The sequence below is a fragment of the Alysiella sp. genome, from assembly GCF_030525755.1.
Taxonomy (GTDB): domain Bacteria; phylum Pseudomonadota; class Gammaproteobacteria; order Burkholderiales; family Neisseriaceae; genus Simonsiella.
Map to the genome: position 1 here is coordinate 1 of NZ_JAUNEC010000042.1, position 15,245 is coordinate 15,245.

The window sequence follows — 15,245 nt, forward strand, 5'->3', positions numbered from 1 at the left end:
TGCGACCGCCTTTGACGTTTTTGCCACCTTTGCCTTTGGGTGCGTCATCATCGCGACTGTGGCGGCGGTCGTCTTTTTTGCGGCTGCCGCTGCTGGGGTTTTCATCGTTCAGACTGCCTGAAACGGGTTTTGCAGCAGGTTTAGCAGCTCTGTCAGCCGTTTTGCCTGCGACATTGTTTTTGTCTTTTTTCGCTTCTTCTGATTTTTGAGCGCGTTTTTCTTCGCTGGGTTTGGCGGTACGCTGTGCATCTTTTTTGGCTTGTGCGGCAGTTTTGGCTTCTTCTGCTGCTTGCAGTTTAGCTGCCTCGCGGCGCGCTTGGCGTTCAGCACGTTCTTGTTTTTCGCGCAACAAAGCTTCTTGGGCTTCACGGCGGCGGCGATTTTGTTCTTCTTCTTCGGCGCGTTTAGCAGCTTCTGCGGCGTTTACCACTTCCACAGGCGTGGGTAAAGGTTGGGGAGCTTTGTCTTTTTTCTTGCGATTGCGGCCACCATCTTTATTCACATTATTTTCAGGTTGTTTTCCTGATGTTTTGACAGGTTCTGCTGTTTTTTCAGTTTGTGTCGCCGCCTGAACATTGTTTGGTGCTGTGGTAGATGATGCTTCTGCTGCAACAACTTGTTCAGCTTGATGGCTGACTTGTTCTGATGTTGTTTCTGCTTTGGCTTCTGTGTTACTTTGGGCAGTGGTTAGGGTTTCGGTTTTCACACTTTTGCCTGCTTTAGCGGCTTTTAAACGTGCAACTTCAGCTTCAGCACGCGCTTTTGCTTCAGCTCGTGCGCGTTCTGCGACATCGTTTGCTCCGTTTTCAGGCTGCAGATTAAGGCTAGCAACTGTTTCGGTTTGCGTATTAACAACATTGGCATCAGCTGCTTTCAGGCTGCCTGAAACCACTTTGCTTTCAGAAACATGGTCTTCTTTACCAGTTGCTTGTGCCAACAATTCTTCGGGTGTTGGAATATGCACATGGCGGCGTTTTTTACGTTCCACCACCGTGCCATTGTTTTTTGCATTTGTCATCGTTATTTCACCTTATTATGCTTATTCGGCTTCATCGGCAAACCAATGTGCGCGTGCTGCCAAAATCACTTGTTCAGCAGTGTATTTTTCCACGCCTGTGATTTCAATCAATTCATCAATGGACAATTCTGCCAAATTATCGCGAGTCAAAATATCGGCTTCTGCCAAATCTTTGAGCATGTCTTCGTCCATACCGTCCAAAGTTTTCATGTCTTGGGCAATGTGGTTGATTTTTTCCTGTGCTGCCAAAGCCTGTTGCAACACAGCATCACGCGCTTTGGTACGCAAATTGTCCACAATCTGGGCATTAAAGCCTTCAATTTCCAACAATTCACTTTCAGGCACATATGCCACTTCTTCAATACTGGTAAAGCCTTCTGCCACCAATACTTCAGCCGTTTCTTCGTCCAACCCCAACTGTGCCACAAACAAAGCACGGTATTGTGCATCTTCAACAGCATCACGCTCTTCGGCTTCGGCAGCAGTCATGATGTTGAGTTGCCAACCTGTTAATTCGGCTGCCAAACGCACGTTTTGACCATTGCGACCAATCGCCAAAGGCAACTGGTCTTCTGCCACAATCACATCTACCGCATGATTGTCTTCATCAATCACAAGGCGACTCACTTTGGCAGGCGACAAGGCATTGATGATGAAATCAGACGTTTCAGGCGACCACAGCACCACATCAATGCGTTCGCCACCAATTTCGTTGGACACCGCATTGACACGTGAACCACGTACACCAATGCAAGTGCCTTGTGGGTCTATGCGTTGATCGTTGGAATGCACCGCAATTTTTGCACGCTGACCAGGATCGCGTGCCACTTCTTTAATGTCCAATAAACCATCAGCTATTTCAGGGACTTCTTGCTCAAATAGTTTGCGCAAGAAATCAGGTGAAGAACGACTTAACACAACTTGTTTGCGACCACCATTAAATTCATCTACACGCAAAAACAGCGCGCGAATTTTGTCGCCACCACGATAATTTTCGCGTGGCAAGCAATATTCACGCGGAATGAGTGCATCCAATTTGGGCGCAATTTCCACAATGATGCCGTGTTTTTCCACACGTTTAACCGTGCCAACCACAATATCTTCGCATACATCTAAAAAGCCATTCAAAATTTGTTCACGTTCAGCATCACGAATGCGTTGCAAAATGATTTGCTTGGCGGTTTGCGCGGCTTGACGACCAAAGGCTTCGTTGGGAATGTTTTCTTCGTAGTAGTCGCCCACCGAAATTTGGAGTTCGGGTTGTTCTTCTTGAATTTGCTCAATGGTTTTTTCCAACTCGGGATAAGTGTAGTCCAAATCTTCCACAATCAACCAACGGCGTACAGTACGGTATTCGCCTGAATCACGGTTAATGCGTACTTCCAAATCCATGTGTTCGCGGTCGGCTTTTTTCTTGGCGGCAATACCCAAAGCCACTTCCAAAGCTTCAAACACCACATCGGGTTCTACGTTTTTTTCGCTGGCAAGGGCTTCTGCCAAAGCTAAAATTTCGCGGCTCATTGTGCAATGTTCCTTTTAATCAATATAAAAATAAAATAATTTATGGGATTTTCAGGCTGCCTGAAACATTTTGCGCAGGGTGCTTTTACACACCCAAATCATTGAGATTACTTTAAATTTGGTGCGTAACACACACTATAAAATGTAAGGCTGCCTGGAAAGCATCAAAACTTAAATTCAGGCTTAATCCGCGCTTTATCCACATTAGACAATTCAATTTGCGCGGTTTTGCCATCAAACGACACGGTAATAATTTGCGTGGCTTCGTCAAAACCTTCAATTTTGCCAATGAAGTTTTTTTGCCCCTCAACGGGCAAGCGCGTTTTGATTTTGGCTTGGCTACCCATAAAACGCACAAAATCACTGGCTTTTTTCAATGGACGATCCAGACCAGGACTGGAAATTTCCAAATGTTTGTAGTCCACGTCTTCTACCATAAACACACGGCTTAAATGGTTGCTTACGGTAGCACAGTCTTCCACAGTAATGCCTGTTTCATTGTCAATAAAAATGCGCAATATGCCTTGCGGTGTTAATTCATAATCCACGCACTCATAACCCAAACCAGGCAAGGTTTTATCTAAAATATCTTGAATATCCATATCACTGTTTTCTGTATGCTGCATAAAACAAAAAAATGACCGCTTGGGTCATTTTTCTGTGGTGTTGGAAAAATTCTGCTAATTATAATGTTTTTTTCTTGAAAAGAAAAGGGGTTGTGTGATATTCGTGTGGTTTTGATGTGATGATTGGTGCATTCCGAGAAGTGTGATTGGAAATTTAATTTCAATCAAAATCAAATATTAGTGATGGTTTTATGAAATAATTCAAGCAAAATGTTTGACAAAATTCTTTTTTTCTTTATAATTCACATCTTCTTAACCACCAGCCCAGGTGGCGAAATTGGTAGACGCAGGGGACTCAAAATCCCCCGCCGCAAGGTGTGTCGGTTCGAGTCCGACCCTGGGCACCAAATTACAAAAAACAGACTTGTTTTACAACAAGTCTGTTTTTTCGTATTGATGCTGTAAAATACAGTCAAACAGAAACTTTTGTTAAACTGGTTGTAATGATGTTCACGGAGAAAAATTTCACATTTTCTCTTCTACAACTATACAGTCATTGATAAATAAATGATTAAATAAAATGAAAAATGGCGGACGTACAATCCGCCATTGTGAAAATTTCAGGCTGCCTGAAACGCATTATTATCCTATTTACACATCATTTACATACAAAACTATTGGCTTGATGCTCATCACCACCCATATAAAACGCACTTTTGGGATAGGCACACAAAGGCATACTGCGACCAGGAAAAGTTTTGCCTTTTGCTAATAATTGTTCGGGTGTGCGGTTTGTAGTATGCCAATTTTCCAAAGCTGTTAAAGGGTCAAAATCGTCCATTGCTTTACCATTTCCACAATGGGTCATACCAGGTACCATAAACATTTGCACGAAACTTTCGCTGTTTGGGTTATCAGCGCGCAACTGTTTGAACCAGTCCACTTGGTCTTTGGCGGAAAACACTGGGTCGGACACGCCTGTTACCATGATGAATTTGCCCCCACGTGCTTTGAATGTGGTCAAATCAGTGCTGATGGCATCATTAATGGCACCTGTTTGGAATACTTTGGGCGTGTCGCGGTCAAAATCAAAACGGCTCACATCAAAATTCGGGTTAGCAGGACTCATGAAATACCATACCAGCGAACCAAATCCCAGCGTAACATTGCGTGCATCGGGTTTAGCAGGGTCTTGCGAGCTACCCAACTTCCACCTGCGCCAATCGGTGGTATTAATGCCTGTATCATAATACCAGCCGCTGTAAATCGCTTGCCCATCACGGGTTTTCGCACCATCAAAAATCGCTTTTAAGACATTGGCTTTGGCTTTTGGCAATACGCTGGCAGGATTAAAGCGGCAGCTTTCCCATTGATTGATGATGCCATCTTTCAAACCATCTTGAGCATCACATTGTTGTGCTACTGCTTCGCTGACTTTGTCTAAATCTTGTTGCGTTAAAGCATTTGTTAATACACTTTTGGGGGCAATTTTCATCAAATGATGTGTATCCCACACTTGTGCAACTGCTGCACGAGACAGACGAAAACCAGGATTGGCAGCGATGATGCCATCAAATTCCAATGGGTAACGTTGCATTGCCATCATCGCTTCACGACCGCCGTTGGAGCAACCCATAAAATAATTGTGTTCAGGCTGTTTGTCATAATTTTGTGCAATGAGTTTTTTGGCGATATGGGTTACTTTACCAATTGACTGGTAAGCAAAATCCAAACGTGCTTGTTGGTCAGCCCCAAAATCGGGATGCGGTTTGGGATGACCACCGTCCATACTGACTACGGCATAACCGCGCATTAGCGCAGGTGTAGCGGTACTGCTGCGTATGGGAATATTGCCCACAGCAGGTGCAACAAAGCCATTCACGCCACCACCGCCTTGAAACAGGAATTTGCCATTCCAGTTTTCAGGCAGCCTTAATTGAAATTGGGTGCCATAATGTTTACCGTCTGCGCCTATGCGTGCACCGATTTCACCTTCCACAATGCAATGCGGTTGGGCTTTTTGCTGTGCTGCCGAACCACCCGTTAAGGCAGCCATCTTGTCTGAACCAATCACACCATCTGTCCATTGCACTTGTGTGATTCTCGTGTCGTCCAACTGGGTTTGCGACAAAGCTGTGCAACGTTGCTGCGCTGATGATGTCTTGCTGGTATGAGTTGATGGCGTATTGTCTGTGGACGTGGCACACGCATTCAAAGCCAAACCCCAAACACTTAAAGCCAATAAAGTTTTTTTCATGATAAGAATGCCTTTTGATGACAGTGTTGGAAAAACCGCCAATATGGTTGTTTAATATAAACATAGACAAAGCAACAATATATAAATCGTACATCAGGGCATTGGTAACGCCGTACGATTTGTATTTTAAACAACTGTACAAAGGATTTGTTACATTAATCAATGACCATCAACAAAAATTGGGAGTATGATTGATTTTTTTCAATCACCAAGCAAATACCATTTTTCTCTAATCATCATTGGCTTGAAAAAAGATTATGAATATAGGTTCTTAATCGCCTTAAAGCATTGGGTTTTCAGGCAGCCTTAAAAAGGTTTTACGGTAATAACGCAATTCTTCAATGCTTTCCAAAATGTCGTCCAACGCCTTGTGCGAACCTTTTTTGACGACACCTTTGTACACTTCAGGGTGCCAGCGGCGTGCCAGTTCTTTCAGCGTGGACACGTCCAAATTGCGATAATGGAAAAACGCTTCCAGTTTCGGCATATGGCGCACCATAAAACGGCGGTCTTGATGAATCGTATTGCCACACATGGGCGTGGTTTTTTCAGGCAGCCATTCTTGCATGAATGCCAATAATGCCGCTTCCACTTGTGCTTCGGTATAAGTAGATTGTTTCACGCGCTCGGTTAAACCTGTGCGCGCGTGGGTGGCAGTACACCATTCATCCATTGCGTTCAGCACTTCATCGCTTTGATGAATGGCATAAACTTCCGATTGTGCCAATACATTCAAGTCTTTATCGGTAATAATCATCGCCACTTCAATGATTTTATCGCTGTCGGGATTTAAACCTGTCATTTCCATGTCAAGCCAGCAAAGATTGTTTTGGTCTTTCATTTCACATTTCCCAATCAAAAATAATGGCATTATAAATCTTTTCAGGCAGCCTGAAAGCCTTTGCTTTATTCACAAACTTTCATTTTCATGCGTATTTATCCGAGTTACCATCATCTCCCGAAAACATTCAATTAAACTGGACAACAATTCATCGTTTTCATCTTGACCGCGCCAAATCATGCCCACCGCCCCTGCCACAATACCCAAAGGCAGATTCAATTCGGTCAGCAAACCGCGCCCAATAAAATGCTCGGCAACGCTTTTTGATGCCACCGACAGCATGTCGCTGTTTTGCAGTAGCCACAAATTCGCCACTTGCGATGTGGATTTGATGCGGTAAACAGGTGGACGTTTGCCTGCTGCGGTTAGTGCATTGTCCAAGCGACTGCGAATGGGTGTGCCTGATGGCCAAATCACCCATTCATAATCTTCCAAATCTTGCCAATCTAAATGGCTTTTGTTTGCCAATGGGTGTTCTTGTCGTGCCACAATGCAAATGGGGTCGCGATAGAGTAATTCACTTTTCATATTGACATCAGGCGTGTAATTATCCAAACGCCCCACCAGCAAATCCAATTTACCCAATTTCAATCTTTCCAACAAAAAATCCATTGTGCCTTCTTGAATTTCCACATAAACATGGTTTTTGTTTGCCAAAAACCGTAACACCGTTTCAGGTACAAAACGTGGGGCTGTGGCTGGCGACATACCTATGACCAAAGTGCGACTTACGCCTGCGCGAATGTCGTCCAAATCCTGTTGGGTACGTTCAGCGGCGGTTAAAATGCGCTGTGCGTGCAGCAGCAATACTTGTCCCGCATGGGTGGGCGTTACCCCTTTGGCGTGGCGTGCAAACAGTTCATGCCCCACATCGTCTTCCAATTCTTTCAACCAGCGTGATAGGGCTGGCTGTGTCATATTGGCTTTGCGTGCGGTTTCGCTTAAATTGCCTGTTTCTGCCAACACCAGCAACAGGCGCAATTGTTTCAATTTCAGTCGTTTTGCCCACTTCATATCATGTCTTTTTTGTTATGGATTGATAAGGTTTAATCATTATACAGATATGAACTTTTTCATCAATAATCATGCATCAACCGCAAACAGCAGCGCAAAGGAACAAAATGCAGCTATACAGTTTTTTCAACAGTTCCACGTCTTATCGTGTTCGCATTGCTTTGGCAATCAAGGGTTTGGACTACCATTATCATGGCATCAACATTCGCATTGGCGAGCAAAATTCGGCAGATTATGTGCAAATCAATCCCAGCAAAGGCGTGCCTGTTTTGATTGATGATGCCCATGATTTTCAACTCAATCAATCTTTGGCGATTATTGAATATTTGGACGAGCTGTTTCCCAATCCGCCCTTGCTGCCTGAAAACCCAAAATGCCGCGCCCAAATTCGTGCATTTGCCCACGGTATTGCCTGCGATATGCACCCCATCAACAATTTGCGCGTGCTGAAATATTTGCAGACACAATTGAATGTGAGCGATGAACAAAAAACACAATGGTATCAACATTGGATTGCCGAAGGATTTCAGGCTGCCGAACAAACTTTGGCACAACGTGAATCCACGCCATTTTGTTTTGGCAATGAACCCTCTTTAGCAGACATTTGCCTTGTGCCACAAATGGCAAATGCCGAGCGTTTTGGTTGTGATTTAACGCCCTATCCACGATTGAATGCGGTTTATCAACATTGTTTGCAACACCCCGCATTTATTGCCGCACAACCCAATCAACAACCCGATTTTCAGGCTGCCTGAAACCCAATTGACAAACAAAAGGAATACATCATGAATGACAAAAACAATAAAATCATCATCATAGGTGGTGGCATTGGTGGCTTGGCTACTGCTTTGGCATTGGTGCAGCAAAACATTGAAGTGTTGCTGTTGGAACAAGCGGAAAAAATTGGCGAAATTGGTGCAGGCATTCAGTTGGGACCAAACGCTTATGCGGCTTTGGACGCTTTGGGCGTGGGGCAAGCCGCGCGCGCCCGTTCGGTTTTTGTGGACAGCTTAACCATGATGGACGCCACCAACTTAAACCAAGTCGCACAAATGCAAGTGGGCGAGTCATTCCGCCAGCGTTTTGGTAACCCATATGGCGTGATTCATCGTGCCGACATTCATTTATCCATTTTGGAAGCGGTGGAAAAACATCCACTTATCACTTTCAAAACTGCCACACGCGTTACCAAAATTGAACAACATGATGATGGTGTTACCGTTGAAGACCAACACGGCAACCTTTTTCAGGCAGCCGCATTGATTGGTGCAGATGGTGTGAAATCAGTGGTGCGCGAACATTTACTGGGTGATGCACCCCGTGTTTCAGGGCACGTTGTTTATCGCGCGGTGGTGGAAAAAGAAGAAATGCCCGAAGATTTACGCATCAATGGCCCAATGTTGTGGGCAGGCCCGAATTGCCATTTGGTGCATTACCCTTTGCGTGGTGGTCAGCAATACAACTTGGTGGTAACGTTCCACAGCCGCGAGCAAGAAGAATGGGGCGTGAAAGAAGGCTCACAAGCAGAAGTATTGTCCTACTTTGAAGGCATACACGACAGCCCACGCCGATTGTTGTCATTGCCAAAATCGTGGAAACGCTGGGCAACTGCCGACCGTCAGCCCACGCTTACCTGGGGTTCAGGCTGTGCCACTTTATTGGGCGATGCGGCACACCCTTTAATGCAATATTTGGCACAAGGCGCGTGCATGGCATTGGAAGATGCAGTGGTTTTGGGTAAATGCCTTGACCAAGCCAACGGCGATTTTCAGGCAGCCTTTCGCCGCTACGAGCAAATCCGTATTCCACGCACCGCGCGTGTGGTGTTGCTGACACGCGAAATGGGGCGGATTTATCACGCACATGGTGCAGAACGTTTGGTGCGCAATCAAATGTGGAAAAACCGCTCACAAGAACGCTTTTACGATGCTGTTGAATGGCTTTATGGCTGGAATGCCAATAACTGCTTGGACGAATAACATTCAGGCTGCCTGAAAACACATTTTATTAACCAACGGAGCAAAATCATGAGCCAATTGGCAACCCTAAACGATTTACCCCAAGACTACCGCGATGAATTGCAAGCCAACAATCTCGTTCCTCTGTGGCCGAATATGCGTGCGGTTTTGCCGCATGGCGTGCCGTCTCGCCGTACCCACAACACCATTTGGCGATATGAAGATGTGCGCCCCTTGCTCTTGCAGGCTGGCGAACTCACGCCCATTGAAAAAGCCGAACGCCGCGTATTGGTTTTGGCAAATCGCGGACACGGCTTGGAAAACATGCAAGCCACGCCCAGCATTTATTTGGGTTTGCAACTGATTTTACCTAACGAAACCGCACCCAATCATCGCCACACGCCCAGTGCAATGCGGATTATTGTAGAGGGCGAAGGCGCATACACCACCGTAAACGGCGAACCCTGTCGCATGGAACGTGGCGATTTGATTTTAACCCCATCAGGCATGTGGCACGAACACCGACACGAAGGCACAGAACCCATTGTTTGGTTAGATGTTTTGGATTTGCCCCTGATTTATCAACTGGAAGGCTCATGGGCAACCGAAGGCGAACCGCAAGTTCTGCATCACGAACGCGACAAATCCTTTGCCGAATACAGCGCGTGCGGCATCGTGCCAAACAATGGTTTCCAACGCAATGGCAGCCAAGTGCCGATGTTGCGCTACCCATGGTCTAAAACCAAAAGCTGCCTGCAAGAAATGGCAGCCGACAGCCAAGAAAATCTCTTGCAAATCAGCTATGTCAATCCCGAAAACGGCAAAAGCCTGTTCCCAAGCATCGGTTTTGGCGCGATGATGTTACGCGCGGGAACAAGCGTTACCCTGCCCAAACGCACCACCGCTTGCGTGTTCCATGCCATAGATGGACAAGGCTGCCTGAAAGTAGATGACGAAACAATCACATGGCAAGCCAAAGACACATTCTGCGCGCGCGGTTACAGCGAAATGATTTTAAGCAACACAGGCAGTGAAGACGCATTTTTGATTACCGCCGATGAATCGCCCTTACACGATTATTTGCGTATTTTTTGATTTCAGGCAGCCTGAAATCGCCCATCAACCCCAAATTTGAACAAAAGGACTGTTTAAAATGACCCAAACCGTTTTCCCCATCAAAGCCCCCATTCTTGCCGATATTGCAGGCAGCCAAGACAAATTCCCCATCAACCGCATTTTTTGCGTGGGGCGCAACTACCACGCCCATGCTGCCGAAATGGGCGTATCGGTGGACAAAAACACCCAAGAGCCATTTTACTTTTTGAAAGATGCGTCTGCTTATGTGGCAAGCGGCAGCCAAATCCCCTATCCGCCCAAAACCGAAAATTTTCATTATGAAATGGAATTTGTGGTGGCAATTGGCAAAGATGGCTTTCAAGTTGCCCAAAGCGATGCCGACAGCCTGATTTATGGCTACGCTTGCGGTTTGGACATGACTCGCCGTGATTTACAACAAAAAGCCCGTGAAACTGGCAAACCTTGGGATTTGGGCAAAAACTTTGAACAATCTGCAGTTTTGTCGCCGATTGTGCGTGTGGACGAGTGCGGCATCATCAACGATGGCGCGATTAAATTGCGCGTCAATGACAAAACCGTGCAACAAGCCGATTTGAATTTACTGATTTGGAATGTGCGCGAAATCATTGCCCACTTATCGCAGTTTTACCACTTACAGGCGGGCGATTTGATTTACACAGGCACGCCCGAAGGTGTGGGCGCAGTGAAATCGGGCGACAAATTACAAGGCTCAATTGCAGGTGTGGGCGAAATTGCATTGCACATTGCCTAATTTGCGTTTCAGGCAGCCTGAATGGATTATTGTGTAAAAAAGCTGCCTGAAAGCCATTCACATTCAGGGGAACAACATCATGAAAAAATGGACGGCATTATTATTGGCAAGTTTATTGGTGGCATCGGCACATGCCGAAATTTGGCGTTTGGGACACGTTACCCCGCCATCACACATTTGGCACAAAGTATCGCTGCGTTTCAACGAAAACCTGCAAAAAGAAATGCAAAATCGCCATCAACTGAAAATTTACCCATTATCCAAACTGGGTGGTGATGACCAAATGGTGCAATTGCTGCAATCGGGTGCAATTCAATTTGCGATTTTAACGGCAGGCAATTTATCCAACCGTTCCCCTTCTATGAATGCGTGGTTTCTGCCCTACACTTTTGACAATATGGAACAAGCCACAGCAGCCGTAAACAGCCCCGAAGCACGGCAACTTTTAGCCGAACTGGAACAACACAAATTGGTGGGTTTGGGCTACACATTGGCAGGTATGCGCCATGTGGTTACCACCCAACCCGTCAATCATCTAAACGATTTTCGCGGACAAAAAATCCGTTCCTTTCCCAACCCATTGTTTAACCTGTGGTGGCGCAAATTGGACGCTGCACCCACAGCATTGGCAATCAGCGATGTAATGCCGTCTTTAACCACCAATTTGATTAACGGTGTTGATGCTGATTTGGACATTGTGGTGGGCATGAAAATGTATCATCAAGCCCCTTATTTAACACTGACCAATCACATGACTTTCCCTGGTGTGGTAGTGGTATCCAAACCTTGGTGGGACAAATTAAGCGAAACCGAACGCACCCAAATCCGCAAAGCCTTTGCCGAAGCAGAACAATGGGGCTCGGCACAGCAAAATCAACAAGAAAAAAACAATATTGAAACCTTGAAAAAAGCAGGTGTTACCGTAAACGAACCCGATTATGCGGCTTTGAAAGCGGCAGGTCAGCCAATTGCAGAAGCATATGCCAGCAAGCACCCTTCTATGTTGGCGTTTTACCGCCGTTTTGCCAAACACACAAAGCAATAAAGGAAAAGCATCATGTTGAAAAAATTGGATAATGGCATTGCCAAATTGGAATACATCATCATGATGTTGTTGATGTCGGCATTGATATTGATTTTGGTGGCACAGGTGGTGTTGCGTTATTTTTTTGCCAGCCCGATTTTTTGGGCAGAAGATGTGGCAGTGCAGATTTTGGCAATTTTGACTTGCGTGGGCATCAGCTATTTGATTTATGCCAATGACATGATTAAGGTGGATTTGCTCCACGCCTTGCTGCCTGAAAAAACCGCCTCCCTGCTCAAACGTGGGGTAAATATGGTGGCTTTATGGGTCATGTTGGTGGTGTGTTTTTATGCCGTTCAATGGGTTATGCTGCCTGAAAACCGTTTTGTGGTGTCTTCTACCACAGGTTTACCCAAGCAATACAATCATTTTTTAATGGTGGGCAGTTTTTTCCTGATGTCATGGCATTTATTGGTCAAAGTGCTTTGCCCCAACGCTGAACACCCCGAAAAACCGTCATAAAGGATTTCAATCATGCTGACTTTATCAGGATTTTTTGCTGCCCTATTGATGGGTATGCCCATTTTCATTGTATTGTTGTTGGCGGCATTGCTGTTTATGTGGGAAAGCGGCAACCCTGTGCTTGCCAGCTCCATCATCATTCAAATGGACGGCACTTTAAGCCAAAGCGGATTATTGGCAATTCCCCTGTTTATGCTGGTGGGCGAATTGATGAACAAAGGCGGCTTAACACAAAGATTACTGGCTTGTGCCGATTTATTTGTGGGGCATTTTCGCGGTGGTTTGGCATATGTGAATTTGCTGACCAATGCGATGGCGGCATCTATTTTGGGGTCGGCAACCGCACAAATTTCCATTATGACGCAACTGATGGTGCCATCTATGGTGGAAAAAGGCTATGACAAAAATTTTTCGGCTGCTGTAACCATTGCAGGCGGCCTATTGGGACCAATTATTCCACCGTCTATGTTGATGATTATTTATGGTGTGATTGCGTATCAACCTGTATCGGCATTGTTTTTGGCAGGCATTTTACCAGGTTTATTGATTGTGTTTGCATTTGCCACAGTCATTGCCTTAATCGGCTGGAAAACAGGCTTACCCAAAGGCGAAAAAATGCCACATCGCAATATGCGGGCTGATTTGTTGGCGGGTATTTTACCAGGTTGCATTCCTGTTTCTGTGATTGCCCTGATTATCACAGGCGTAATGACCCCAACCGAAGCAGGTGCAGTCGCAGCCGTTTTGTCTTTTTTGATTGGGCATTTTGCTTACAAAAGATTGAAATTTAAAGATTTGCCGCACATCATGGTACGCGTTGCCACAGGTACAGCCGCCATTACCGCTTTGATTGCCACCGCATCGGTGTTTGGCTGGGCTTTGACATTTGAAGGCGTACCCGACAAATTGGTTACCCTGCTCACGAGCTTAACCGATTCCAAAATCGCATTCATATTATTGGTTTATTTGTTGGTAATTGTGTTGGGTATGTTTTTGGAAAGCATCAGCGTGATGATTGTGATTGTGCCATTGTTGCTGCCTGTGGTACGCAGCATGGGCATAGACCCCATTCATTTTGGCGTGATGATGAGTTTGGCAACTCTGGTCGGTTTGGTAACGCCACCTGTGGGACCAGGTTTATTCATCGCCATGGCAAATTCACAAGTTAAAATGATGCCTTTGCTCCGCGCGATGATACCGTTTTTGCTGGCGATGTTTATGTGCATGATATTGATTGCGCTCTTTCCCAGTTTATCGCTGTGGTTGCCAAATTCATTATTGAAATAACAACAGGCTGCCTGAAAACTTTTAGAACCTATATTCATAAGATTGATAGATGGGTTTTTATCATAAAATCGCGGATTTTTGTGCCAATGATGGATTATTGGCATAAAAAACCAGTTTACGGGTTTCGCTAAAATCCAACACAGTAAGCGCGTAATTAGACGATAGAAAGCCACTATCAAGATAGGGAATACAGGTTCTCTTAAAAACTTTGAAAATCAATACGGTTGTTTGAAATTAATACAGACAAAGCAAAAACAAAAGCCATTTACAATACTGTACGGTTTATATTTTCAATGTTCTTAACTTGCATAGGCTAGATGCTTGAACCCACCATTTTTTTACAGCACGCATTCTCTCCCATTTCATACTGCCTGAAAACGGTAGGTTCAAGTACTCCGACACACAAAATATTTATTAAAAATAGATTGTTAAATTATTTATTAAGCCTTTTTGCTGCCTTGCAAATACAGCATTTCCAAAGCCAAAGTCGCGCCTGCCAAAGACGTGATGTCCGCATGGTCATAGGCTGGGGCAACTTCCACCAAATCCATGCCCACAATGTTCACATCTTGCAAACCGCGCAGGATTTTCAACACGCGGTCGGTGCTTAAACCGCCACAAACAGGCGTTCCCGTACCGGGGGCGTAGGCTGGGTCTAGGCAGTCAATGTCAAAGGTCAAATACACGGGCAAATCGCCAACGGTCTCTTTGATTTTTTTGACAATATTGTCCACGCTGTCATCATTGACTTGTGGGGCTGGCAATACGGTGTAGGGCAAATTTTTGTCGTATTCGGTGCGAATGCCAATTTGTATGGAACGCGCTGGGTCAATCAAACCTTCTTTGGGCGCGGTGTAGAACATGGTGCCGTGGTCAAATTCGCTGCCATTTTCGTAGGTGTCGGTGTGTGCGTCAAAGTGCAGCAGGGCGAGTTTGCCGAAATGTTTGGCGTGGGCGCGTAACAAGGGCAGCGTGATGAAATGGTCGCCGCCAAAAGTCAGGCAGCGTTTGCCCGCAGCAAGCAGTTTTTCGGTATGGCTTTGTAATTTTTGTACAAAATCGCGGCTGTCGCCAAAAGCGTACACCAAATCGCCACAATCCACGATGTTCAAACGTTGGCGTACGTCAAAATCCCAAGGGAAACGGCAGCCTTCCCATGCCAAATTCACCGAGGCGCGGCGAATGCCTTCCGCCCCAAAACGGCTGCCTGTGCGCCCTGATGTGGCGATGTCGTAAGGCACGCCTGTAATCACCCAATCGGCATCGCTGTCGTAGGGCGAAAAATGGACAGGCAGCCTGCAAAAGCCAAAATTATTGGCAACCAAAGAAATGTCGGTTTGTCCATTTAAGGTGGTCAAAGTCATTTTGTGTTCCTTTTTGTGAAAAAT

The 15,245-nt window shown here is 45.6% G+C and carries 14 protein-coding genes, 1 tRNA gene and 1 pseudogene; 8 read left to right on the plus strand and 8 right to left on the minus strand.

From position 1 onward, the window contains the following. The 3 genes and pseudogenes from Q4B82_RS07495 to rimP all read right to left on the minus strand — a co-directional run. A pseudogene (locus tag Q4B82_RS07495) lies at nucleotides 1-1,018 on the minus strand (translation initiation factor IF-2); the annotation flags it as partial. Between the two features lie 21 nt (nucleotides 1,019-1,039). Continuing rightward, on the minus strand, nucleotides 1,040-2,539 hold the full coding sequence (nusA, locus tag Q4B82_RS07500; RefSeq protein ID WP_303065829.1) for a transcription termination factor NusA: 1,500 nt from the start codon (nucleotides 2,537-2,539) through the stop codon (nucleotides 1,040-1,042). 164 nt (nucleotides 2,540-2,703) lie between these two features. Then, nucleotides 2,704-3,141: a ribosome maturation factor RimP gene (rimP, locus tag Q4B82_RS07505; protein ID WP_303065830.1), complete on the minus strand. Its 438-nt coding sequence runs from the start codon at nucleotides 3,139-3,141 to the stop codon at nucleotides 2,704-2,706. A 286-nt stretch (nucleotides 3,142-3,427) separates the two neighbouring features. On the opposite strand from rimP, the gene Q4B82_RS07510 reads away from it, so the two are divergent. Then, a tRNA-Leu gene (locus tag Q4B82_RS07510) sits at nucleotides 3,428-3,512 on the plus strand. Between the two features lie 251 nt (nucleotides 3,513-3,763). Here the strand turns inward: Q4B82_RS07510 and Q4B82_RS07515 are convergent. The 3 genes from Q4B82_RS07515 to Q4B82_RS07525 form a co-directional block, all read right to left on the minus strand. After that, nucleotides 3,764-5,362 (minus strand): tannase/feruloyl esterase family alpha/beta hydrolase, encoded by a 1,599-nt coding sequence (locus tag Q4B82_RS07515; RefSeq protein ID WP_303065831.1) that lies wholly within the window; start codon nucleotides 5,360-5,362, stop codon nucleotides 3,764-3,766. A gap of 280 nt (nucleotides 5,363-5,642) precedes the next feature. After that, on the minus strand, nucleotides 5,643-6,203 hold the full coding sequence (gene orn, locus Q4B82_RS07520) for an oligoribonuclease (RefSeq protein WP_303065832.1): 561 nt from the start codon (nucleotides 6,201-6,203) through the stop codon (nucleotides 5,643-5,645). A 69-nt stretch (nucleotides 6,204-6,272) separates the two neighbouring features. Next, a complete protein-coding gene (locus tag Q4B82_RS07525) occupies nucleotides 6,273-7,217 on the minus strand; it encodes a LysR substrate-binding domain-containing protein (protein WP_303065833.1) in 945 nt (314 codons plus the stop codon). 107 nt (nucleotides 7,218-7,324) lie between these two features. On the opposite strand from Q4B82_RS07525, the gene maiA reads away from it, so the two are divergent. The 7 genes from maiA to Q4B82_RS07560 all read left to right on the plus strand — a co-directional run bounded on the left by maiA (nucleotide 7,325) and on the right by Q4B82_RS07560 (nucleotide 13,857). Next, nucleotides 7,325-7,972 (plus strand): maleylacetoacetate isomerase, encoded by a 648-nt coding sequence (maiA, locus tag Q4B82_RS07530; RefSeq protein ID WP_303065834.1) that lies wholly within the window; start codon nucleotides 7,325-7,327, stop codon nucleotides 7,970-7,972. A gap of 30 nt (nucleotides 7,973-8,002) precedes the next feature. Next, nucleotides 8,003-9,196: a 3-hydroxybenzoate 6-monooxygenase gene (locus tag Q4B82_RS07535; RefSeq protein WP_303065835.1), complete on the plus strand. Its 1,194-nt coding sequence runs from the start codon at nucleotides 8,003-8,005 to the stop codon at nucleotides 9,194-9,196. 48 nt (nucleotides 9,197-9,244) lie between these two features. Next, nucleotides 9,245-10,270 (plus strand): cupin domain-containing protein, encoded by a 1,026-nt coding sequence (locus Q4B82_RS07540; RefSeq protein WP_303065836.1) that lies wholly within the window; start codon nucleotides 9,245-9,247, stop codon nucleotides 10,268-10,270. 58 nt (nucleotides 10,271-10,328) lie between these two features. Further along, nucleotides 10,329-11,024 (plus strand): fumarylacetoacetate hydrolase family protein, encoded by a 696-nt coding sequence (locus Q4B82_RS07545; protein WP_303065837.1) that lies wholly within the window; start codon nucleotides 10,329-10,331, stop codon nucleotides 11,022-11,024. 79 nt (nucleotides 11,025-11,103) lie between these two features. After that, entirely contained in the window at nucleotides 11,104-12,069 is a 966-nt protein-coding gene (locus Q4B82_RS07550) for a TRAP transporter substrate-binding protein (RefSeq protein ID WP_303065838.1), read from the plus strand. Between the two features lie 12 nt (nucleotides 12,070-12,081). Next, nucleotides 12,082-12,570, plus strand: a complete 489-nt coding sequence (locus Q4B82_RS07555) for a TRAP transporter small permease (RefSeq protein WP_303065839.1) — start codon at nucleotides 12,082-12,084, stop codon at nucleotides 12,568-12,570. A gap of 12 nt (nucleotides 12,571-12,582) precedes the next feature. After that, nucleotides 12,583-13,857 carry a TRAP transporter large permease gene (locus tag Q4B82_RS07560; RefSeq protein WP_303065840.1) on the plus strand — a complete coding sequence of 425 codons (1,275 nt, stop codon included), beginning with the start codon at nucleotides 12,583-12,585 and terminating at the stop codon, nucleotides 13,855-13,857. A gap of 60 nt (nucleotides 13,858-13,917) precedes the next feature. Here Q4B82_RS07560 and Q4B82_RS07565 read toward each other — a convergent pair whose 3' ends face one another. Continuing rightward, nucleotides 13,918-14,076, minus strand: a complete 159-nt coding sequence (locus Q4B82_RS07565) for a hypothetical protein (protein ID WP_303065841.1) — start codon at nucleotides 14,074-14,076, stop codon at nucleotides 13,918-13,920. A 221-nt stretch (nucleotides 14,077-14,297) separates the two neighbouring features. Further along, nucleotides 14,298-15,221 (minus strand): agmatinase, encoded by a 924-nt coding sequence (gene speB / locus Q4B82_RS07570; RefSeq protein ID WP_368501345.1) that lies wholly within the window; start codon nucleotides 15,219-15,221, stop codon nucleotides 14,298-14,300. Between the last annotated feature and the right edge of the window lie 24 nt (nucleotides 15,222-15,245).